At 50.2% G+C, this 18933-nt stretch carries 22 protein-coding genes and 1 pseudogene; 10 read left to right on the top strand and 13 right to left on the bottom strand.

The features are described 5' to 3' along the window. Positions 1 to 92: 92 nt before the first annotated feature. Positions 93 to 542 carry an NUDIX hydrolase gene (locus tag AFK66_RS11370; protein WP_007783459.1) on the bottom strand — a complete coding sequence of 150 codons (450 nt, stop codon included), beginning with the start codon at positions 540 to 542 and terminating at the stop codon, positions 93 to 95. A gap of 10 nt (positions 543 to 552) precedes the next feature. Continuing rightward, positions 553 to 1209 carry a 23S rRNA pseudouridine(2457) synthase RluE gene (rluE, locus tag AFK66_RS11365; RefSeq protein ID WP_071603046.1) on the bottom strand — a complete coding sequence of 219 codons (657 nt, stop codon included), beginning with the start codon at positions 1207 to 1209 and terminating at the stop codon, positions 553 to 555. A gap of 115 nt (positions 1210 to 1324) precedes the next feature. Here rluE and icd point away from each other — a divergent pair, with 115 nt between their 5' ends. Next, positions 1325 to 2575, top strand: a complete 1251-nt coding sequence (gene icd / locus AFK66_RS11360) for an NADP-dependent isocitrate dehydrogenase (RefSeq protein WP_007747609.1) — start codon at positions 1325 to 1327, stop codon at positions 2573 to 2575. A 227-nt stretch (positions 2576 to 2802) separates the two neighbouring features. On the opposite strand, the gene AFK66_RS11355 is transcribed toward icd, so the two are convergent. The 3 genes from AFK66_RS11355 to AFK66_RS11345 form a co-directional block, all read right to left on the bottom strand. After that, positions 2803 to 3201, bottom strand: a complete 399-nt coding sequence (locus AFK66_RS11355) for a helix-turn-helix transcriptional regulator (protein ID WP_050500534.1) — start codon at positions 3199 to 3201, stop codon at positions 2803 to 2805. A gap of 89 nt (positions 3202 to 3290) precedes the next feature. Next, on the bottom strand, positions 3291 to 4676 hold the full coding sequence (locus tag AFK66_RS11350) for a sensor histidine kinase (protein WP_007783461.1): 1386 nt from the start codon (positions 4674 to 4676) through the stop codon (positions 3291 to 3293). Continuing rightward, positions 4666 to 5349 (bottom strand): response regulator transcription factor, encoded by a 684-nt coding sequence (locus tag AFK66_RS11345; RefSeq protein WP_032986266.1) that lies wholly within the window; start codon positions 5347 to 5349, stop codon positions 4666 to 4668. Before AFK66_RS11345 ends, AFK66_RS11350 begins: the two co-directional genes overlap by 11 nt. Before the next feature lie 127 nt (positions 5350 to 5476). On the opposite strand from AFK66_RS11345, the gene AFK66_RS21460 reads away from it, so the two are divergent. Together AFK66_RS21460 and AFK66_RS11340 are read left to right on the top strand one after the other, a co-directional pair. After that, a complete protein-coding gene (locus AFK66_RS21460; RefSeq protein ID WP_071603045.1) occupies positions 5477 to 6226 on the top strand; it encodes a MipA/OmpV family protein in 750 nt (249 codons plus the stop codon). A gap of 409 nt (positions 6227 to 6635) precedes the next feature. Next, on the top strand, positions 6636 to 7034 hold the full coding sequence (locus tag AFK66_RS11340) for a GNAT family N-acetyltransferase (protein ID WP_032968769.1): 399 nt from the start codon (positions 6636 to 6638) through the stop codon (positions 7032 to 7034). Between the two features lie 158 nt (positions 7035 to 7192). On the opposite strand, the gene AFK66_RS11335 is transcribed toward AFK66_RS11340, so the two are convergent. Next, the gene (locus AFK66_RS11335; protein ID WP_050500447.1) at positions 7193 to 7663 is read right to left on the bottom strand and encodes a hypothetical protein; all 471 of its coding nucleotides are present in this window, start codon (positions 7661 to 7663) and stop codon (positions 7193 to 7195) included. A gap of 99 nt (positions 7664 to 7762) precedes the next feature. Between AFK66_RS11335 and AFK66_RS11330 the strand changes: the two genes are divergently transcribed. Next, positions 7763 to 8179, top strand: a complete 417-nt coding sequence (locus tag AFK66_RS11330) for a VOC family protein (RefSeq protein ID WP_032968123.1) — start codon at positions 7763 to 7765, stop codon at positions 8177 to 8179. A 126-nt stretch (positions 8180 to 8305) separates the two neighbouring features. Here AFK66_RS11330 and AFK66_RS11325 read toward each other — a convergent pair whose 3' ends face one another. Continuing rightward, on the bottom strand, positions 8306 to 9241 hold the full coding sequence (locus AFK66_RS11325; RefSeq protein ID WP_007783465.1) for a LysR family transcriptional regulator: 936 nt from the start codon (positions 9239 to 9241) through the stop codon (positions 8306 to 8308). Positions 9242 to 9311: 70 nt separating this feature from the next. Here AFK66_RS11325 and AFK66_RS11320 point away from each other — a divergent pair, with 70 nt between their 5' ends. Next, positions 9312 to 10259: an alpha/beta hydrolase gene (locus AFK66_RS11320; RefSeq protein WP_007783467.1), complete on the top strand. Its 948-nt coding sequence runs from the start codon at positions 9312 to 9314 to the stop codon at positions 10257 to 10259. Between the two features lie 154 nt (positions 10260 to 10413). Here the strand turns inward: AFK66_RS11320 and AFK66_RS11315 are convergent, their stop codons facing one another. The 4 genes and pseudogenes from AFK66_RS11315 to AFK66_RS22755 form a co-directional block, all read right to left on the bottom strand. Then, a complete protein-coding gene (locus AFK66_RS11315; RefSeq protein WP_007783470.1) occupies positions 10414 to 11016 on the bottom strand; it encodes a hypothetical protein in 603 nt (200 codons plus the stop codon). Positions 11017 to 11572: 556 nt separating this feature from the next. Further along, positions 11573 to 12358: pseudogene (locus AFK66_RS11310) on the bottom strand (phosphotransferase family protein). A 221-nt stretch (positions 12359 to 12579) separates the two neighbouring features. After that, positions 12580 to 14118, bottom strand: a complete 1539-nt coding sequence (locus AFK66_RS11305; protein WP_032983095.1) for a methyl-accepting chemotaxis protein — start codon at positions 14116 to 14118, stop codon at positions 12580 to 12582. Positions 14119 to 14496: 378 nt separating this feature from the next. After that, positions 14497 to 14670: a YnfU family zinc-binding protein gene (locus tag AFK66_RS22755; RefSeq protein WP_007783486.1), complete on the bottom strand. Its 174-nt coding sequence runs from the start codon at positions 14668 to 14670 to the stop codon at positions 14497 to 14499. Between the two features lie 177 nt (positions 14671 to 14847). Here AFK66_RS22755 and AFK66_RS11300 point away from each other — a divergent pair, with 177 nt between their 5' ends. After that, a complete protein-coding gene (locus AFK66_RS11300) occupies positions 14848 to 15309 on the top strand; it encodes a hypothetical protein (protein ID WP_007783489.1) in 462 nt (153 codons plus the stop codon). A 66-nt stretch (positions 15310 to 15375) separates the two neighbouring features. Here the strand turns inward: AFK66_RS11300 and AFK66_RS11295 are convergent, their stop codons facing one another. Further along, positions 15376 to 16029, bottom strand: coding sequence for an epoxyqueuosine reductase QueH (locus AFK66_RS11295; protein WP_032968777.1), 654 nt, complete (start codon positions 16027 to 16029; stop codon positions 15376 to 15378). A gap of 541 nt (positions 16030 to 16570) precedes the next feature. On the opposite strand from AFK66_RS11295, the gene cspE reads away from it, so the two are divergent. Both cspE and ymcF read left to right on the top strand, forming a co-directional pair. Further along, positions 16571 to 16783, top strand: coding sequence for a transcription antiterminator/RNA stability regulator CspE (gene cspE / locus AFK66_RS11290; RefSeq protein WP_004385765.1), 213 nt, complete (start codon positions 16571 to 16573; stop codon positions 16781 to 16783). Next, entirely contained in the window at positions 16767 to 16991 is a 225-nt protein-coding gene (ymcF, locus tag AFK66_RS11285) for a cold shock small protein YmcF (RefSeq protein ID WP_043056255.1), read from the top strand. The genes cspE and ymcF overlap by 17 nt, the downstream gene beginning before the upstream one ends. A gap of 137 nt (positions 16992 to 17128) precedes the next feature. Here ymcF and AFK66_RS11280 read toward each other — a convergent pair whose 3' ends face one another. Next, a complete protein-coding gene (locus tag AFK66_RS11280; RefSeq protein WP_007783499.1) occupies positions 17129 to 17365 on the bottom strand; it encodes a hypothetical protein in 237 nt (78 codons plus the stop codon). Positions 17366 to 17510: 145 nt separating this feature from the next. Between AFK66_RS11280 and AFK66_RS22750 the strand changes: the two genes are divergently transcribed. Both AFK66_RS22750 and AFK66_RS11275 read left to right on the top strand, forming a co-directional pair. Continuing rightward, on the top strand, positions 17511 to 17681 hold the full coding sequence (locus AFK66_RS22750; protein ID WP_007696562.1) for a hypothetical protein: 171 nt from the start codon (positions 17511 to 17513) through the stop codon (positions 17679 to 17681). A gap of 227 nt (positions 17682 to 17908) precedes the next feature. Beyond that, the gene (locus tag AFK66_RS11275; protein WP_004385761.1) at positions 17909 to 18877 is read left to right on the top strand and encodes a chemotaxis protein; all 969 of its coding nucleotides are present in this window, start codon (positions 17909 to 17911) and stop codon (positions 18875 to 18877) included. Positions 18878 to 18933: the final 56 nt, after the last annotated feature.

Here is an 18933-nt window from a genome sequence, read left to right as displayed (position 1 = left end):
CAGGCGTGGCAGAAGGTGCTATGTGTAGCGGATGGCGGCAGCATGTTAAGCTGCCGTTAAAAGTTTCGGTGCGAAACAATATTGCGGTGCAGTTAACGCTGCGGCCAGTTGAACGCGCCAATCAGCGAGAGCGGATAACGCTCGCCGCGCTGCCAGGTGCGGATGCTTTCGGCCACCAGTGGAGAGCGCAGGTTAGTCGCCGAGAGAATTTCCTCAGCGCTCACCCAACGGCAGAGGTCGATATCGCTGTCGTGCGGTTCGGTCGGCAGCGGCGCGTCGAGCTCAATACTGAACAGAAAGCGCAGAAACGGCGTGTTGTCAGATGCCAGCCACTGGTGCAGACGCAAAAAATGCTGCGGCTCGGCGCGGATGCCGGTCTCCTCCCACAATTCGCGGCGAGCGGCTTCCACCAGCGTTTCGTCGGCTTCGAGATGGCCGGCGGGCTGGTTCCAGAGCGCTTTGCCGTTAATGGTCTCTTCCACAACCAGGAATTTGCCCTGCGCGTGAACGACGCAGGCGACGGTGACATGGGGTTTGAACATCCGGTTCTCCTTATTTGAGCGGAACGTCTCGCCACTGGCCGCAGGCCAGAGAGTCAAGAGTATAGTCGCCCATCGCGTAACGAATCAGCCGGAGCGTCGGGAAACCGACATGCGCGGTCATGCGCCGCACCTGGCGGTTACGCCCTTCATAAAGGGTGATTTTAAGCCAGCTGGTGGGAATGGATTTACGCTCGCGAATTGGCGGATTACGCGGCCACAGCCAGGCGGGCTCTTCAACGCGCTCCACGCCCGCCGGGAGCGTTGGGCCGTCGTTCAGCGTCACGCCACTGCGCAACTGCGTCAGCGCGGCTTCTGTCGGCTCGCCTTCCACCTGTACAAAATAGATTTTGCCGGTGCGTTTGCCGGGCTGGGTCAGTTTTGCCTGTAACGCGCCGTCATTGGTCAGCACCAGAAGCCCTTCGCTGTCGCGATCGAGACGGCCCGCGGCATAGACGCCCGCCACCGGGATAAAATCCTTCAGCGTCTGGCGGCCTGCCTCGTCGGTAAACTGCGGCAGCACATCATACGGTTTATTAAAGAGGATCAGCCGTTTCGGGCCTTCGGGTTTGCGGCGCTTAGGGGAATGTTGTGAGCTGAATCGCTCAAGCCGGTGATTTCTATAAGAAGTTTTCTGCATACTATTTTCAGGCTTTATCAATTGCCGCATTATACCCTATTCATAAGGGCGTGGCATGGGGCAGAACATTCAGGTAGTATTATCACGCCTATTACAAATCATTAACATAATGAGTCACAACCAGAAGCGCTCGAAGGAGAGGTGAATGGAAAGCAAAGTAGTAGTTCCGGCGGAAGGTGAAAAGATCACAGCGCAAAACGGCAAGCTGAATGTCCCCCACAACCCGATCATCCCGTTCATTGAAGGCGACGGTATCGGCGTGGACGTGACGCCGGCAATGCTGAAAGTGGTCGACGCCGCGGTTGAGAAAGCCTACAAAGGCGAGCGTAAAATTTCCTGGATGGAAATTTACACCGGTGAGAAATCTACCCAGCTTTACGGCCAGGATGTCTGGCTGCCCCAGGAAACCCTAGATCTGATTCGTGAATATCGCGTTGCCATCAAAGGCCCGCTGACTACCCCGGTTGGTGGCGGTATTCGCTCCCTTAACGTTGCCCTGCGCCAGGAGCTGGACCTTTACGTCTGCCTGCGCCCGGTACGTTACTACCAGGGCACCCCGAGCCCGGTTAAACACCCGGAACTGACCGACATGGTTATCTTCCGTGAAAACTCTGAAGACATCTACGCCGGTATCGAGTGGAAAGCCGACTCCGCTGACGCTGAGAAAGTGATCAAATTCCTGCGTGAAGAGATGGGCGTGAAGAAAATCCGCTTCCCGGAACATTGCGGCATCGGCATCAAGCCGTGTTCTGAAGAAGGCACCAAACGCCTGGTGCGCGCGGCGATTGAATACGCCATCACCAACGATCGCGAATCCGTGACCCTGGTGCATAAAGGCAACATCATGAAATTCACCGAAGGCGCGTTTAAAGACTGGGGCTACCAGCTGGCGCGTGAAGAGTTCGGCGGCGAGCTTATCGACGGCGGCCCGTGGGTGAAAATCAAGAACCCGAACAACGGCAAAGAGATCGTTGTGAAAGACGTGATTGCCGACGCCTTCCTGCAGCAGATCCTGCTGCGTCCGGCGGAATATGACGTTATCGCCTGTATGAACCTGAACGGCGACTACATCTCTGACGCCCTGGCGGCGCAGGTTGGCGGCATCGGCATTGCGCCGGGCGCGAACATCGGTGACGAGTGCGCGCTGTTTGAAGCGACCCACGGCACCGCGCCGAAATACGCAGGCCAGGACAAGGTGAACCCGGGCTCTATCATCCTCTCTGCGGAGATGATGCTGCGTCATATGGAATGGTTCGAAGCGGCTGACCTTATCGTGAAAGGTATGGAAGGCGCTATCAACAACAAGACCGTGACCTATGACTTCGAACGCCTGATGGAAGGCGCTAAGCTGCTGAAATGTTCAGAGTTTGGCGACGCTATCATCGCGAACATGTAATCCAGATGCTGGGTTAGATGAGAACGGGAGCCATTTGGTTCCCGTTTTTTTATGTCTGCAAGTGCTTCTCCAGAATTCTGATTTGATAACCGATTTGGATAGTAATAACCGATAGTTTTACCCTGCCATGATTGTTGAAATGTTATTTTTGAATCTGTGGCTGAAGATTTTTCCACGCCTTGTCTAAGATAAAGTCACTTATACAAAAACCTCCGCGAATTAAACGATTACTTTTCGTCCTCTATATGAATGAAGCTAATCTGATCCTGATCTGGAAGACGGTTGGCAGAGCTTTTCCTGTGTTTCTCTCTCCATTTGCTCGGAGGCATTTGAAAATATTTTGAAAATACCCTCGTAAAAGTTTGTTGTGTTGAAAAGCCACACTCCAGCGAAATATGGCATATCGTCAGATCGGTTTGATGCAGCAATTTTAAAGCATAATTCATTCTGGCATGAAGAATGTACTTACTTAAACTCATACTATGATAACAAGAAAACATTCTCTGGAAATAGAATTGAGAGTATCCGGATTTTTGTGCGATAAAGGTAGCTGAAAAAGGTAAGCTCAGGTTCTCGTTAATCCACTGCGTAATGTCTCTTATGGTTTCGATTTGAAAGGTATTCATATCGTTTCCATAACGTACAGCAGTATTTTTTTGAATTCTCGAAGCCATAGGTGCGAACTCTCACTATTTATAAAGAAAGGAATGATTATTCAACGCTTTTGCTCGTTACACTGATTAATCTGAAAAGCTTTGAGCAATGGAATTCTGATTTCAAAAAGTGAACCTCCGTTTTCTCCTTCTTTGGCGCGAATCTCGCCCTGATGTAGCTCTATAATATGTTTAACAAGATGTAGGCCAAGGCCTGTACCCTGAGAATTTAAATGTAACCGATGGAATGGCTCAAATATTTTTTCGCGCTCATCCACAGGAATTCCTGGTCCACAGTCCTGAACAGTTATACATCCGGAGTGAGTTACCTCAACAGTAATGAGACCTTTACCACCGCCATGATGTACAGCGTTTTGCAGAATGTTTATTACCGCTCGGGAAAGTGATGCATCGTCACCATAGATGAATACCGGCTCGTTACAAACAATAAGTTCAATGTCGTAACCAGCAGCTATGATCATCGGTGAATAATCAGAGACCACTTTGCGCATAAACCTTTTTATATCAATCAAAGTAAAAAAAGAGGTACTTTGGCCAAGTCTTTGTAAGTCAAGCAATGATTCTGCCAGGTTTGATAACCGTGCCACATCATTAGACAAGATTTGCCTGACATTATGATCTTCTATTATTTGTAATCGTGCCTCAATAACAGCCAGAGGCGCCCGCAACTCGTGCGCTGCGCTTGCAAGAAAACGATCCCTTTCTTCATAGCCTTCGCTCAGTCTCTGAAGAGCCGCATTAACTGCTTTTACAAGGGGTAGTATTTCATGAGGTATTCCCGACTCTCTCAACCTGGCTTTATGATCACCCTCATGAATATGCTGAGCATCATATGCAGCATCAGAGATACCAGCAAGAATCCTGCGAGTCACCAAAGGCATTATGATTAGTGCAGCAATACCCATGGGGATAAACATTTTTAAACTGAGTTCTTTCACTAATGAAAGAAAAAAATCCCAAACACCATGATAAACTGGCGTGCCTCCCAGCATGACATAAATGTTATTACCGTCAGCTTTACCAGACATTACCTTCATGGCGTAATGAGACAGACTTTCATTAATTTTAATTTCTGATAAGCCTAAGAATCTGATGTTTTCCGTTAAAAAATTGTATTCAGGAGGTATGTTGCCTTTTTTAATTAACTGGCCTTTATCATCAGCAATGACCAGCCATGCATCAGGGTGTTTAAGTATATCAGCTATTTCCGTTCCGGCCTTTAGGTTAAGAGTGTGCGACGTATTATACCCAACTGAATCAATGATCAATTCCAGTTGAGAATCAGATATATAACCAGGATAGTTTGTTCGGTTTACGATTAACAAATCATAAGTAAAGTAAGCAATTGCCAGATAAAGAGTTATCAGCTGGAATAAAATTATGCTCACTAGCATCTTAGCGGCTATCGATATCTGTTTAAGCTTCATCACGTTTTTCCTTAAGCAGATACCCGACACCCCTTATTACATGAATGGTGACGTTTGCTTCCGCATCTTCAAGGGAGCGTCTGAGGCGAGATACTTGTGAATCCAGAGAGTTAGACTGAATTTCTTCACTGAAACCGTACACGCATTCTGTTAACCATTCACGCTGAACGGTGCGGCGCGCGCGGGTACAGAGAGCCTCAAGAACAAGTAATTGTCGGCGGGGTAATATCAATGGGATATCATCAACAGTGACGTGAAGGCTGTTAAAATCAAAGGTAAGGTTAGCAATCGTCACTTTTGGGATAGTGAATGTTGCGGGTCGGCGGCCTATCGCTCTTATTCGAGCCATTAGTTCTTCAAAAGAGAAAGGTTTTACTAAATAATCATCGGCTCCCAGATCTAACCCTTCGATTCGACCTTTTACATCAGACCTGCCGGTTAAAAAAATGATGGGCGTATCAGCTGTTGTCTTACGAATGAAAGGGACGAGTAATGCGCCATCACCATCCGGCAGCTGCCGGTCTAATAAAATCAAACTAAAAACCTGATGAGTAATAGCTATTTTAGCCTGAGCTATTGATGCCACACCGTCCACAATCATCCCTTGTTTTTCAAGGGCTCTGGTAAGCGCCGACACCATCTGCGATTCATCTTCAACAATCAACACGCGCATGCTTAAGTCCACACATTTAAATTCAGCCATCGAGAAAATAACATAAAATTATTTCAGACGACGTAACGTTCAGGTAAGGTTGTGACTGTAAGCTGACCGTACATTATGATATGTGCGGAATATAAAAATGCTGCGGAAATTATCAGTCCTGTTACTAACATTTGCCTGTGTGGCCCCTGCGGTTGGTCAGTCCTCTCCTTCACCTTTCAAAGCCGGAGTCATCGCAGGTTGGAGTGAAAGCCCTTATAAAAAATATTCTAATAAAATTATGCCTATACCTTATTTAAGCTATGACGGAGCCAGATTTTTTATACATGGTCCTGAGGTTGGCTTAAGGCTTTACCAGTCAGATAATGACGAATTTGACATGTCTGCAAGCCTGCTTCCATATCGCTTCCGTCCACAGGATACCGCAGACAGAGAATTAAAAATTCTGGATGAGAGAAAAATGTCTGTCACGGCTGGTCTTAGCTGGATACACAATTTTTCACTGGGTTTTATAACAAGCTCTATACGCCAGAGGATCTCTGGCAACAAAGAAGGGATTATGTTGACTGCGGGGTATGGATATCCTTTTCTGTTTGGTAGTTTAACGATCATTCCTTCAACGGGTATTGAATTAAGTAACAACAGACTGAATAACTATTATTATGGCGTTTCTTCAGTTGAAAGCAAAGGAAGCGGTATCGATCAATACCGGGTTGGCTCGGGAGGAGCCCCTTATGTTGATATAATGGGCATCTACGCAATAACAAAAAGTCTGAATCTGTCAGCAGGAGCACGTATGCAAAAGCTTTCAGATGCCGTTTATGGAAGCCCGATGGTAGAAAATAAATACATAAGCTCTTTTCTTTTATCAATGGTTTATACTTTTTGAAAGCGTAGACTTACATTTATTCATATTTAATAAGTGATAAATATGGCAAGGCACTTATTGATAATATGCGTTGTTTTTCTGCTAACCATTTTCTGTGTAAATTATAATCATGATGTACTTGAGAAAAACTTCATTAAGAGTTTTTCTAATATGATGAAGGATACTGGCAACTTCTCTTCCCGAAATGTAATAAAAAGGATAGTTAGAAGATTTTATAAACCCAGAATCATATGTGAATAGTTCATTCGCAGAGATATTGATCGTTTCTTCATTATATCTTGATTTTCGGAGTTGGTCAGTAGATTGAAAACTCTTTCGTATATGGATACTGCTTGTGCTAACATTTATCTTTGTCACCACAATCTATGCCTCGCTTCTAAGTCTCATTTTTTTTATGTCAGGAGAGAAAATGATAACCAAAGAATCCCCCCCGTCAGCCGAGGACTTCTGCCGTTTGAGAACGCTGACGAAACTCTCGCCAAGGGGGTATGAGTATGTAGTCAGAGCGCTTCCTGCAAGTCTTTATGGCGTACACATTATTGCTGATGATCAGGTTATTGCAATGGGGCGGGTAGTAGGCGATGGTGTTATCAATTTTGAAATTGTCGATGTGGCTGTGCACCCCTCATATCAGGGAAAAGGATACGGGAAAGTCATTATGGAGCATATAATGAAATATCTTGGAAAGACTGCAGCCCCTGGCGCTTATATCACATTAATGGCGGACGTTCCTGAATTGTATGAAAAGTTCGGCTTCAGGCTTTCACGCCCACGCAGTGAAGGCATGTATATGAACTGGGGTTTGTAATCACAATTATAAAATCGTTAATACTGAAATGCTCAGAGTCTGGCGACCTTATCATCGCGAACATGTAATCCAGCGTCTGGGTTAGGTGAAAAATGGGAGCCGGTTGGTTCCCGTTTTTATACCCGTAAGACTCTACTCAAATCCTCTTCCAACCCGCTTTAAGAATGGGCTTTTCCTGAAACACGTGTTACCGAAATATTCATATATTTTTTGAATCCAGTATCACGTTTTACCCCTTGCGGATCTGACACAAAAGGGAGCCTGAACCGTGGTATATCGGATACCGTCACAGTCCAGAGATACTCACCGATAAACCTGAAACTGATGCTGTCTGCTGTAACCGATAACGCCTCAAAATATCCTGTGGCGTATTCATTGCCCACCCGGACAACCTCTTTGATACCCTCATGAAGATCAAGAAGCGCTATAGTCAGCGATTCTTCGAAAATAACGTCGTCAGTGAGAAAAAGAACATAACGCTGTTCATTGATCAGAACAGCTGCCTCCAGTATTTCTCCAGGGACAATAATCCCGGTGTTATTGCCATTAAGTACAACTTCAGAGCGGGCCTGTGACAAATTGGTCGCTTCCTGAACCTTCACCAACGAGAGTGAGTTAACCTGTTGCATTATTAATCCCATAAACGGCATCACCCTAATACATGATAGCCTCCAGAAAGTAAGCCTGATTCGCTTTCACTGACAGAGAGCCAATACCGGAGATAAAACATGCTGATGTACACGACGATAGGGACAAACCACCTGGAACGTATGACGGCGTTTTATGATGCCATCTTTGACGTACTGGGAATCCCACGGATCCCCTCATGGACTGAAGGCTGGGCGACGTGGGGAGAGCCATTAGGTGAGGGCTTCAGTTTTTGCATTTGCCCGCCGTTTAACAGGAAATCGGCGACGGCGGGAAATGGCACCATGTTTTCCTTCAAAGCCAGCAGCGCGGAAGTGGTGAGAAAATTCCATGCCGCAGGTCTGCGCAATGGCGGAACGAATGAAGGAAAGCCCGGCGTCAGAGAGGCGTATGGCCCGGATTTTTACGTGGCTTATCTTCGTGACCCGGATGGACATAAGCTGGCGTGTGTTTGTTATCCCTTCCACCCCCAAAAGGATAAACCCGCGCAACAGTGAATGTGGCGCTACGGGAAGAATAGCGGGCGGCAAAATGTCTTTTCCCTCAGCCAGCCTGGGCCGCAATCCGTTTTCAGCGGTAAGCCCGGTCTTAACATTCACAGCGGCCAGGCAACAGAGAGGAGGTTATGCATTACTCAGAAAATGTTTAAGCCCATCAATAAAAGCCCGGACCCGAACAGGAAGATGTCTTCGGTTAGGGTAAATAGCATGGATGGCGACGTCTTCGCCCCGTGCCTCGGGCAGCACCTGAATAAGGCGGCCTTGCTGGATATCGTTTTGCACCATGAACGACGGTAAAAAACCGATACCCAGCCCCATTAGCGCGGCTGTGCGAATGGCATCGCCACTGTCAAACCTGACGTCATTACGACTGTGCACCGCGATCTGCTCATGCCTGGTATCAACGAAAGTCCATGCCGTGGAAGCAGCCCCCAGACCATAAACGAGCCGACGATGGTTTTTCAGCTCAGCAAGCGATGTCGGCATTCCCCATTCCTGCAGATAATCCGGCGACGCCATAAGCTGTGGCGTTGTCCGGTCTATCACCTGCGTAATGTATTGATAACTCGTAACGCCGTTGCCGACGCGAAGCGCAAGATCGAAACCCTCTTCGACAAGATCCACGACCCGATCGCTAAAACTAACCTCAATGCTTACCCCTGGCGAACGGTGTAAAAATTCCCGGATAAACGGCAGTACGATCATTTTGCCGTAACCTTCTGAGACGGTCAGTCGGAGGATGCCTTTTGCCAGCGGCGGGTTCTGGCGGATGCTGGACTCGGCGTCTGCCAGATCTTCGAGAATCTGACAGCAGCGATGATAAAACTCGTGTCCCTCCGTCGTGAGAGACAGGCTGCGGGTGGTACGCTGAAAAAGCCGCGTCTCCAGGTAGTCTTCCAGACGCGCCAGCGCTTTGCCTGCCGCAGAACGCGTCAGCCCCATTGCCTTACCGCCCGCCACGAAACTCCCGGCTTCCGCCACCGCAACAAAGATACGCAGCGTATGAATATCCAGCGCGGCCCCGGTTACGTTTCCCGAAGCGATTTTTCTGCCCGCCATTGGGGAACCTTTTTCGTCAATAGAGTAAATACAATCGTATTGTAGAAATTAAACAACAGAGGTTTCAATTATGCTCCCGAACAATGCCCAGCAAATTCTGGATAAATGGATCCATGCCGCCGGCCCTGTGGTAGAGAAACTGTATGGACAGTCAGACGCGGGCTGGCCTGAGGTGCGCGCTCACTATATGCAGGGGCTTGAAAAAATCTTCCCTGCTATCGACGGGGTGTCTTACCGCACCGTTACGTTAGGCAACGTACCGGCGATGCTCAGTGAGCCGCATGAACAAGCAGAAAACCGCGTGGTGCTTTATCTTCACGGTGGCGGTTATGTCCATGGCGGTGTCGACGCCTACCGTGGGCTTACGGGCCGCATCGCTGCGACGCTGCACGCCCGGGTTTATACGCCGGACTACCGTCAGGCGCCTGAATTTCCCTTTCCAACGCCCATTGACGATGCCTTTCGCGCGTATTGCGCCTTGCTTGATAGCGGCATCCCGCCTGAAAACCTCGTGCTGGTGGGCGATTCAGCCGGGGGCGCGATGGTAGTGACGATAATGCGCAAGGCGCGTGACGCGGGGCTTCCGCTGCCGGCGGGCGGGGTGGCCATCTCTCCCTGGGCCGATCTTACCCATCGCGGTTTATCAGCGACCACGCGTGACGGGATCGATCCGCTCTGTCGCGTTGACTTTCTCAATGCGCTGGCACGATGCTTTCTCGCAGGCGAGCTGCCCACCCATCCTGATGCTTCCCCCGTTTACGCGAATGTTCACGGGCTTGCGCCGATCCTTATCCAGATCGGAGAGAATGAGGTCATGCTGAGTGGTGCCTTAACGCTTGCTTCCAATCTGGGGGAGGCGCGCGTACGCACCACGCTTGAAGTCTGGCCCGGGATGTTTCATGTCTGGCATCTTCTGGCGGGTCACCTGCCACAAGCCGATCGGGCGTTGCGTAACGCGCTTCGTTTTCTTGAAGATGCTTTTATTCATGCGAAGGAAGCAGCGAAAAAAGAGGGATGAAACGGGGATGTTAAAAGTGCGCCGGGCTTGCGTCTCCAGGCCGTTCGCGCCATGAAAACCGTGGCGTATGGCCAGCTAAAGCGGATCGCGAGAGGGAAAGAGAAAAGGGCTGAAGCGTCAGCCCCTTGCGTTCATGGTTACGCGTTAAGCGGTTTCAGAACCCAGGCGTGCGGGTCTGTTTGCTCTCCATAAACTTGATGCGCGCCTGGCTCCATGAAGGATCAGAGAGTTCGAGCGCGGTATTCGCCAGTTTCAGCGTGGCCTGGTTCATGTCATTGCTACACGCATCGCTCGCCATTTTTCCTGGATTCTTACACCACACCATGGGCGTGGTGTAAGTGCCGTTAGACTGAGGCCCATATTTTTCCAGGGCTGCCTTTTCCATGGCCGTTTTATTATCCGTTGACCATGGCAGTTTATAGGTAATCATGGATACCACGAGAGGGTGCGCCGGATCTACCGGTACGCGGCCTTCAAAGTGAACCGAAAGCTCCACGCCATCTTTTTCATAGCCGACATAATGCGGCTGCTTATTACCGGTGACGGCATTCATCATCGGGAATTTATCAACGCTCAGTGCGGAGGCCGGCACATGAAAATGTTCCGTGATCGCTTTCACGGCCTGGTCGTAATCCATCCCCGTTTTGACACCGGCGACATCAAAGGTGGTCACATCCACGGCGCGAAGAGTGTCGGCTTGCGCAAGCGGGGCGGCCAGCATTGAAAAGACAATAAGCGATGAGCAGCGTTTTAGCATGGCGAACTCCTGTTCTTTATAAAAATCCCTGCGTATTTTCTTGCGCAGGGATAACGGCGGAATGACGAACCTTACGCGAATTATCAGTAAGAGGAAAATGTTCGGGGCTAAAATTCCCCCCTTAATTTTGGGGGCGGCGATATTATGACTGAGGTGCCTGCTGTTGAATTTTACAATACAGCGCGCCCAGTAATGAGAGGTCCAGCAACAGGGCGTCGGCAACTTTTAACCCGCTCCACTGATTAACGACAAGAATAATGACGCTACTGAGAATAACTGCCAGCATTGTCTCCGCCAGCAAACTGCTGGTTCAGGATCTAATCAAACGCCAGATGCTCAGGATGCTTTTTGAATTTTCGTTACCCGCGCGAATTATTATCTGGTGACGACGAAGGAAGCGGAGGCACGGGCAGATGTCGCCGCTTTTCGCGAGTGGATAGTAAAAGCGAGCGATGCGGGCAGACAGCGAGGCGCAGGCTACTTAGCGTGCATTTTTATTTCATTCGCTATGACGGCCTTTGAGCCGTGATTTGACTGTTCAGAACAACATATTTAATCACACCAGCCTGACCGTGTTATCCAGCCAGTCAGGCAGATTTTCCCGGTACCAGTTGAGATATAACGGAAGCGACGCTTTTTGCCGCTCATGGAGTAGCGTGACGACTTCAGTGACAATCCAGGCTTTGGCGATGGCGATGTCACGCGCAAGCTCATCAACCGGGTATTGCGATGAGAAGCGACGGTAACGCCCGGCCATCTGAACAAATGCCTGCGGCGTGCCCATGCCTTTAATCAGCGGTGCCAGATCAATCGCCGGGCTTGCGCGTCCGAATCGTTCCCAGTCGAACAGCACCCGCTCACCGTTCTCTCTTCTGCCCCAGTTACCCGCATTGCTGTCGCCCGAAATCAGGCATGGCTTCTCAAACAGCATATCGCGGTGACGATAAAGCGTTCGCAACTGCCGGGCGGCGGTCTCTGTAAGTGCCAGGAGGCTGAGCGTATTTTCCAGCGCCGCGTCTGACCAGCCGTGAGGGTGATAGCGCCAGCCGGGATGAGCCGGATAACGGTGCAGGCGAGCCAGTATCGCCAGAATGCGGTCATCTGCTACCGCGTCCTAGTCAATGGCGTGCGGAATATACTCAAGCGTCAGCTTACGCTGCTCAGGATCGGCACCCAGCAACGTTGGGGTCAGGATACCGGCATCGGCGAGTTCACGTGCGGCATGCTGATAAAAGCCATATTCAACGTCTCCCACCGGGCATTTTTCGATAACCCGTCTGCCCGTTTCATCGGTGGCGAGTGTCACTCTGGCACCACCCATTTGGGAGAGATCGGCAGACATACGTTTTTCCTTAGGTGTGGGTCGGTTAATACCTTCTGTTTAACATGACGGCGACACAAACGGGATGAGACGCGTCTTATCCAGGCGTAAAAGTGAGCATGCCGTAGCGGAACGAATAAAAAAGCCAGGCGCATCCTGTCGCCCGGCTTTTTTATTGAGAAACACGTTAACGGCGCTGCCGTCTTATTTCGCGTTCCGGCTACCTGAACCTTTTACTCTCGTCAGCTAACGTTAAAGATACCGACGGTTTGCCTGAGCAGGTGAGACTGCTCTTTCAGCGACATCGCGGCGGAAGAAGCTTCTTCTACCAGCGCGGCGTTCTGCTGCGTCACCGCATCCATCTGGTTGACCGCAAGGTTAATTTGTTCAATGCCGCGGCTCTGTTCGCCGGTGGACAACGCCAGCTCAGACATTAATACCGACACCTGATTAACAGAATTAATGATTGCCTTCATGCTCTCACCCGCCCGGCTGACTTTTTCGCTGCCGGACGTAATATGCGTGCCGGATTGTTCGATCAGTTCTTTGATCTCTTTGGCGGCGGCGGAAGAGCGCTGCGCCAGGTTGCGCACTTCGCTCGCGACCACCGCAAATCCGCGGCCCTGTTCACCCGCGCGCGCCGCTTCAACGGCGGCGTTAAGCGCCAGAATATTGGTCTGGAAGGCGATGCCTTCAATGATGCCGGTAATGGAGTCGATGCGTCTGGCGCTCGATTCAAGCTCCATCATAGATTCCACGGCTTCTTCCATAATCTGATTGCCTTCCTGCGCCGATTCGCGCATTGAACCCGCCAGCAGGTCCGCATTATGCGTATTATCAGACGTGTGCATCACGGTGGAGGTCAACTGCTCCATGCTGGCCGCGGTCTCGCCAAGAGACGCCGCCTGTTCTTCAGTGCGCGCGGAGAGATCGATATTCCCGGCGGCGATTTCATCAGCGGCGTGCGCCACGCTGTCGCTGGAGTCGCGCACCTGGATGATAATCTCGCGCAGGGACTGCCGCATTTGCTCAAGCGCGGCAAGCATCCTGCCTATTTCATCACCGGAATGCGAAATGATCGGATTCTGTAAATCTCCCTCGGCGATTTTCTTGCACTGGGCGTGCGCGATGTCTAAGGGTTTAAGGATCCGACGCTGGATAAGAATAAATACCGCTATCAGGATCAGAACAAAAATAAGCGTAAACCCGCCCAACAGCGTGAGGCTGTATTTAAATTGTTCCTGCGCATCCAGATTAAGGTTATGCGCATAATCTTCCCGGAATGAAAGGAGTTTCAGTAATTCATTTTCAAACTGGTAATCAAGCGCCGGTACGGTAAAGCTTGCAAGCTGGTTGAAGCGTTCCACGTCATGATTCTTCGCAGCCTCAACCATCGGGCGTAAACCCTTGTCGAGATAATTCTGCCAGGTCTGGCGATAGGGCGCTAAAATTTCCTCTTCACCCGGCGCGCGGGGCGAAGCCATATACGAGTCGAACGTTTCCGTGGCGTGCTGTAAGAATTCCCTGGCACCCTCCAGTGACGTTTCTGCCTGTGAGGTTTTGCCTAACGACTGATTAATCATCGCTTCCATCAGGCGTACGCGCACCGTCCGGCTGTGGTTAATCGGGTCCACCACGGAAAGCACAACGCGGATCTCTTTATTGACATCATCCAGCGCCTGATTGCTGCGCGTCAGCGACCACAGATTAGAGGCTGAACTGGCGAGAAAAATAATAATTAAAGTTCCCAGCGTAATAAATGAGAAAAGCCTTACGGTCATTGTCATTCCTTTCACATCCATTTTCATATTCAAGGATATTTCTCCCTCATGCGATATAAACGGTTCAGGGCGTTTATCGGCGACAGACGACCGGCTTTTAGAGAATATGAAAGTAAAAAAACGCAAAGAAATGCAGGTGGGAGGTTATTGTTTGTTAACACATTCTGCCTGTTAAATGGAATTGAGATCGCAGCGTAATTTCTCTATTAAAAAAATGTTTCTAGTTTAACTTTTCTTTTGTGAGGTTGTTAACAGAGGAGAACAGCTTGCGGCGCAGATAGACATGGCCGGGTATCATCGCGCATAAATTCAGCGCTATTCAGCATAGTTAAAAGCACCAGCAAGACCGGCGCTTTTAACCGGCTACAAAAACAGGGTTTAGAATGGCGTCGCTGGGGCTTGCGCGGAGACAAATAAATGATTGCAGGCGGGGCAGATGAGCGTTTTTTTCTTGTTGACGCGGGCGGCGCTGTGTTCAGATTTTTCGTTGCATTTCGGGCAGGTGACACGGCTTAAGTAACTGTCTTGCGATTTTCTTTTATGAATAGCCATAAGTATCTTCTTTGAATTGTGGAGGGTGCACCTTACACACATTGAGTACCAATAGCCCGATATTTATTTTTTAAATTTACGGCTGCTGGCTTTTTATACCACGCGACCACGATTCTGGTAGTTTCAGGGCGCGGGCCGCTGCGGTAACCTGTTTGCCGCTAATAAGAGGAATCAGGGATGCGACACCGCTACTTCACACACTGGCGAAATACCTTACGCTGGGGTTACCGATTAAGTATAAAACAGCTGCTGGCATTTATAGGGTACAGCGTTGTCGCTTACATTTTTTTGCTGGGCTTCTGGCTGGCGCTGGCTCAGGTCATCGCATTTACACCGCTGATGGAATACCTCACGGCGGATATTGTGACAAATTCCTCAATATGGGTAACCTGTTTCGCACAGGCGCTGGTGGGGATCCCTCTCATACTGCACGCGATAAAAACCGTCATCTGGCTGTTTACGACTGCGCCGCACGGTCAATGCGGCGATACCCGCTATTACACCGACACCTCGCACCATCCGGGAACGAACCACGCGTCGTATGATTCGACGTCGACCATTTCGCACTCATCTCATCATGACAGCTGCAGTTCAGACAGCGGCTCGGGTGGCGACTGCGACAGTAGCAGCAGTGATTAAATAATAAGCCCGGCATGAAGCCGGGCTTTCGCGTAATGAGGTCAATCGTAACGACGCAGATTACCGTTATGACTCGTCGCCATAATAGAGCGTGCCGATTTTAATTAATGGACGGCCCTGCGCTTTACGGTGCAGATTGGAGTCGCGCAGCGAATAAACACAGCCGCAATATTCCTGCTGATAAAACCGCTCGCGCTTGCTGATTTCAATCATGCGCGCCGAGCCGCCCTGTTTACGCCAGTTATAATCCCAGTACACCATGCCTTCATAGGGCGCTGCGGCGCGGTGACCGCAGTCATTAATTTGCTGCATGTTTTTCCAGCGCGAAATGCCGAGCGAACTGCTGATCACCTTAAAGCCGTTTTCATGCGCATAAAGCGCGGTGCGTTCAAAGCGCATATCGAAGCACATGGTGCAACGCACGCCGCGCTCCGGCTCCCATTCCATCCCTTTAGCGCGCTCGAACCAGTTATCGGTGTCGTAATCGGCGTCCACAAAAGGAATGCCGTGCTGTTCAGCAAAGCGGATATTTTCCTCTTTGCGCAGCAGGTATTCCTTCTGGGGATGAATATTGGGGTTATAGAAAAAGATGGTGTAATCGATACCGGAAGCCTGCAACGCCTCCATGACCTCGCCCGAGCAGGGCGCGCAGCAGGAGTGCAGCAGCAGTTTCTCTTCCTGATTAGGAAGCGTAAGCGTGGGCCTGACAAACGCGTTCATTATTACCTCGTTCAGTGTTGTCATCAGATAAACCTTAACAATATTTCGCGCGTGACGCACGTCATCGCGTGGTTTTACCGGGCGGGAAGAGATCGCGAAAGCAAACATCCCCGCTGACAATATTGAAGCCAGGGTGCGTAAGAAAATAGCGTCACGGCTTTACTGAGCCGCAGAAAATATATTTTGTTAAAGAAAGAAGTCGCGCGTGTTTTTTTAACGCGCCCGGAGATTTATTTTCTGCTTTACTGGCGGTAAGCGATAAAATGGACTAGCAGCATAATATTGCGCAAGTCTGAATATAGAGTTTTGTAAAAGGTACATTACTGCTTGCTTAAAAAATCAGGGCGTGCGTTAATGAACTCCTCGGTTTGATACGCAGAACCCGTTGTGCAGTGGTTGGTACGAGTCCTCCACTTCAGTAGTACTCATCTCCAGACGTTATCCTTCGATATCTCTTCTTTTGAGTTCCCTCTTAAGCACTGAATATTTCTGTCACTCAAACCATTTTCGCCGCAAGGCTCAAGTATAAAGGTATTAAAATATGGCTAACAGAATGAATGGTTCAGTGAAATGGTTTAACGCGGATAAAGGCTTTGGTTTTATCGCACCGGCAGACGGCAGCAAAGATGTGTTCGTCCATTTCTCCGCTATCCAGAGCGATAACTTTCGCACGCTGACCGAAGGCCAGCAGGTTGAATTCTCGGTTGAAAACGGTGCTAAAGGCCCGTCAGCCGTGAATGTGGTGGCGCTCTAAAGACAACATGATTGCAGCAGGCTTGCATTTCAGATGCCCTGCGTGTCACGGCTCGCAGTATCGTACGTCCCGTTTCGACGTAACCGATAAAAACCCGCACGGCGCAAAATGTATATTTTGCAAATCTGCCATGCTGGTGGGTTTCTCGGCGGCTGAACGTTACGACAGCTACGCGATGATGCATTCCGAAACGAATACGCACCGCTAAAAATACGCCCCATTCAGTAAAAAAAGCCCGCTTGCGGGCTTTTTCTTTTTCTGTGCCGGGTTTAAAGAAAAGTAAAAACTCGTCGAACAGCATTAAAAACGCGACGCCTCCGCGCCGCGATTATGCTTTCCCGATAATTAATGCTTACGGGCCAGCAGTTGTTCCACTACGGCGCGGGCGGCCGTGATTTTCTGAGCCTTTTCCGGATCGCTGTTAACGCCAGCCTCAAGGCCTGCGAAGTGGTGTCGCGCATTGTCAACCACGCGTTCTTTCAGCACGGCAGGCACTTCTTCCAGCAGTGACTGGAACAGAATTTCATACGCCAGGATGCGCGTCTGGAGTTTTTCAATAATTTCGTCAATCGATCCCGTCATTTTTACCTCTTCTGGTGAGTGCGTCGGCGCTACGTTTCACTTTAGCCGCTTGACCAGGCGTTGGCGAGCGGGATGTGAGAAAAGCGTCGGCACCCGTAAGCCAGGCTACACTTTTCCTTTGTCCCGAGGATATGAGGAAAGCTAAATGCCTGACAATCGCCATCCCGACAGACCGCTTGCAGACGATAACGAGCATCACGGCTTGCCCGAAGATGCGCCGAATACGATAAACCCGTGGGAAGAGGACGACCTGCCGGAAAAAGAGGAGCCGCACGGGCGCGAATCACTGCGCGACGCGTGGCGTAAGGCGCCCTGAATTTATGCGCTCCACCAGCCGCCTGAGGGCGGCTTCGTTTTTTGCGTCCGCTCTCCTTTTTGTTACGTGCCGAAATTTGTTCTCTTCTTTCCCCTCTACTTTTTTCAAAACCTGCCGATAACGATTTAAACCAAATTCAGGCGCAAGGAGTGCCTGAAACCAGGCACCAGCGCGTTATCCCTTTCGCCGCATGAGCCACCACCCACAAGCGTACCTTTGAGGTCAATATGGATAACTTCCAGAAAGATATCGATGAGAGGGCGAATCTCGCTTTATCGAACAAATTCGAACTGCTTCTCTTCCGGCTGGGATCTGCGAATGAAGAGGAGAAACCGGAGCTGTACGGTATTAACGTTTTTAAACTGCGTGAAATCGTGCCGATGCCGACCATTACTAAAGCTGCTGGCATGCAGGCGCCGCTGCTCGGTATGGCAAATATCCGCGGTCAGATTATCCCTGTGGTGGATCTGCCGGCGGTGACCGGCTGCAAACCGACCACCGGCCTGAACCTGCTGCTGGTCACTGAATATGCGCGTAGCACCCAGGCGTTTGCGGTGGAATCGGTTGAGAACATTATTCGTCTGGACTGGAGCCAGGTGCATACGGCGGAATCAGGCGTCAGCTCACGTAACATCACCAGCATCGCGCGCCTCGACAGCGATAACCAAAGCAATGAACTGGCGCTGGTGCTGGATGTTGAACAGATCCTCTATGACATCATCCCGTCAGTACGTGACGGTCAGCCGAACACCGTGATGCAGGAGCGCAGCTTCAAACTGAAACCGGGCGCGGTGGCTATCGTGGCGGAAGATTCCAAAGTGGCACGCTCGATGCTGGAACACGGCCTTAAGAGCATGGGCATTCCGGCGCTGATGCACACCACAGGCCTCGAAGCCTGGGAAAAAATTAAGCTGATGGCGAAAGAGGCGCAGGCGGAAGGGCAGTCGATCACCGATAAAATCGCGATGGTGCTGACCGACCTTGAAATGCCTGAAATGGACGGCTTTACCCTGACGCGTAACATCAAAATGGACGCGACCCTGAAGAAGATTCCGGTGGTGATCCACTCGTCGCTCTCCGGCAGCGCTAACGAAGATCACGTGCGTAAAGTGGGTGCGGATGGCTATGTGGCGAAGTTCGAAATCAACGAACTTTCCGCGGCGATTCAGCGCGTACTCGATAAAGTCGCGAGCTAACGGCATTCCGACGCTCGCGCTTTTCAGACAGACGGTAAGCGTACCGCGCCTGCGAA

Origin of the sequence: Cronobacter malonaticus LMG 23826 (genome assembly GCF_001277215.2) — a bacterium.
GTDB lineage: Bacteria > Pseudomonadota > Gammaproteobacteria > Enterobacterales > Enterobacteriaceae > Cronobacter > Cronobacter malonaticus.
The sequence above is the reverse complement of the archived record's forward strand: the minus strand, read 5'-3'. Positions and strand labels throughout refer to the sequence as shown.

Coding starts and splice junctions, on each gene's coding strand:
- AFK66_RS11370 (WP_007783459.1), bottom strand. CDS start 542: ATGTTCAAACCCCATGTCACCGTCGCCTGCGTCGTTCACGCGCAGGGC.
- rluE (WP_071603046.1), bottom strand. CDS start 1,209: ATGCGGCAATTGATAAAGCCTGAAAATAGTATGCAGAAAACTTCTTAT.
- icd (WP_007747609.1), top strand. CDS start 1,325: ATGGAAAGCAAAGTAGTAGTTCCGGCGGAAGGTGAAAAGATCACAGCG.
- AFK66_RS11355 (WP_050500534.1), bottom strand. CDS start 3,201: ATGAATACCTTTCAAATCGAAACCATAAGAGACATTACGCAGTGGATT.
- AFK66_RS11350 (WP_007783461.1), bottom strand. CDS start 4,676: ATGAAGCTTAAACAGATATCGATAGCCGCTAAGATGCTAGTGAGCATA.
- AFK66_RS11345 (WP_032986266.1), bottom strand. CDS start 5,349: ATGCGCGTGTTGATTGTTGAAGATGAATCGCAGATGGTGTCGGCGCTT.
- AFK66_RS21460 (WP_071603045.1), top strand. CDS start 5,477: ATGCTGCGGAAATTATCAGTCCTGTTACTAACATTTGCCTGTGTGGCC.
- AFK66_RS11340 (WP_032968769.1), top strand. CDS start 6,636: ATGATAACCAAAGAATCCCCCCCGTCAGCCGAGGACTTCTGCCGTTTG.
- AFK66_RS11335 (WP_050500447.1), bottom strand. CDS start 7,663: ATGCAACAGGTTAACTCACTCTCGTTGGTGAAGGTTCAGGAAGCGACC.
- AFK66_RS11330 (WP_032968123.1), top strand. CDS start 7,763: ATGCTGATGTACACGACGATAGGGACAAACCACCTGGAACGTATGACG.
- AFK66_RS11325 (WP_007783465.1), bottom strand. CDS start 9,241: ATGGCGGGCAGAAAAATCGCTTCGGGAAACGTAACCGGGGCCGCGCTG.
- AFK66_RS11320 (WP_007783467.1), top strand. CDS start 9,312: ATGCTCCCGAACAATGCCCAGCAAATTCTGGATAAATGGATCCATGCC.
- AFK66_RS11315 (WP_007783470.1), bottom strand. CDS start 11,016: ATGCTAAAACGCTGCTCATCGCTTATTGTCTTTTCAATGCTGGCCGCC.
- AFK66_RS11305 (WP_032983095.1), bottom strand. CDS start 14,118: ATGACCGTAAGGCTTTTCTCATTTATTACGCTGGGAACTTTAATTATT.
- AFK66_RS22755 (WP_007783486.1), bottom strand. CDS start 14,670: ATGGCTATTCATAAAAGAAAATCGCAAGACAGTTACTTAAGCCGTGTC.
- AFK66_RS11300 (WP_007783489.1), top strand. CDS start 14,848: ATGCGACACCGCTACTTCACACACTGGCGAAATACCTTACGCTGGGGT.
- AFK66_RS11295 (WP_032968777.1), bottom strand. CDS start 16,029: ATGAACGCGTTTGTCAGGCCCACGCTTACGCTTCCTAATCAGGAAGAG.
- cspE (WP_004385765.1), top strand. CDS start 16,571: ATGGCTAACAGAATGAATGGTTCAGTGAAATGGTTTAACGCGGATAAA.
- ymcF (WP_043056255.1), top strand. CDS start 16,767: ATGTGGTGGCGCTCTAAAGACAACATGATTGCAGCAGGCTTGCATTTC.
- AFK66_RS11280 (WP_007783499.1), bottom strand. CDS start 17,365: ATGACGGGATCGATTGACGAAATTATTGAAAAACTCCAGACGCGCATC.
- AFK66_RS22750 (WP_007696562.1), top strand. CDS start 17,511: ATGCCTGACAATCGCCATCCCGACAGACCGCTTGCAGACGATAACGAG.
- AFK66_RS11275 (WP_004385761.1), top strand. CDS start 17,909: ATGGATAACTTCCAGAAAGATATCGATGAGAGGGCGAATCTCGCTTTA.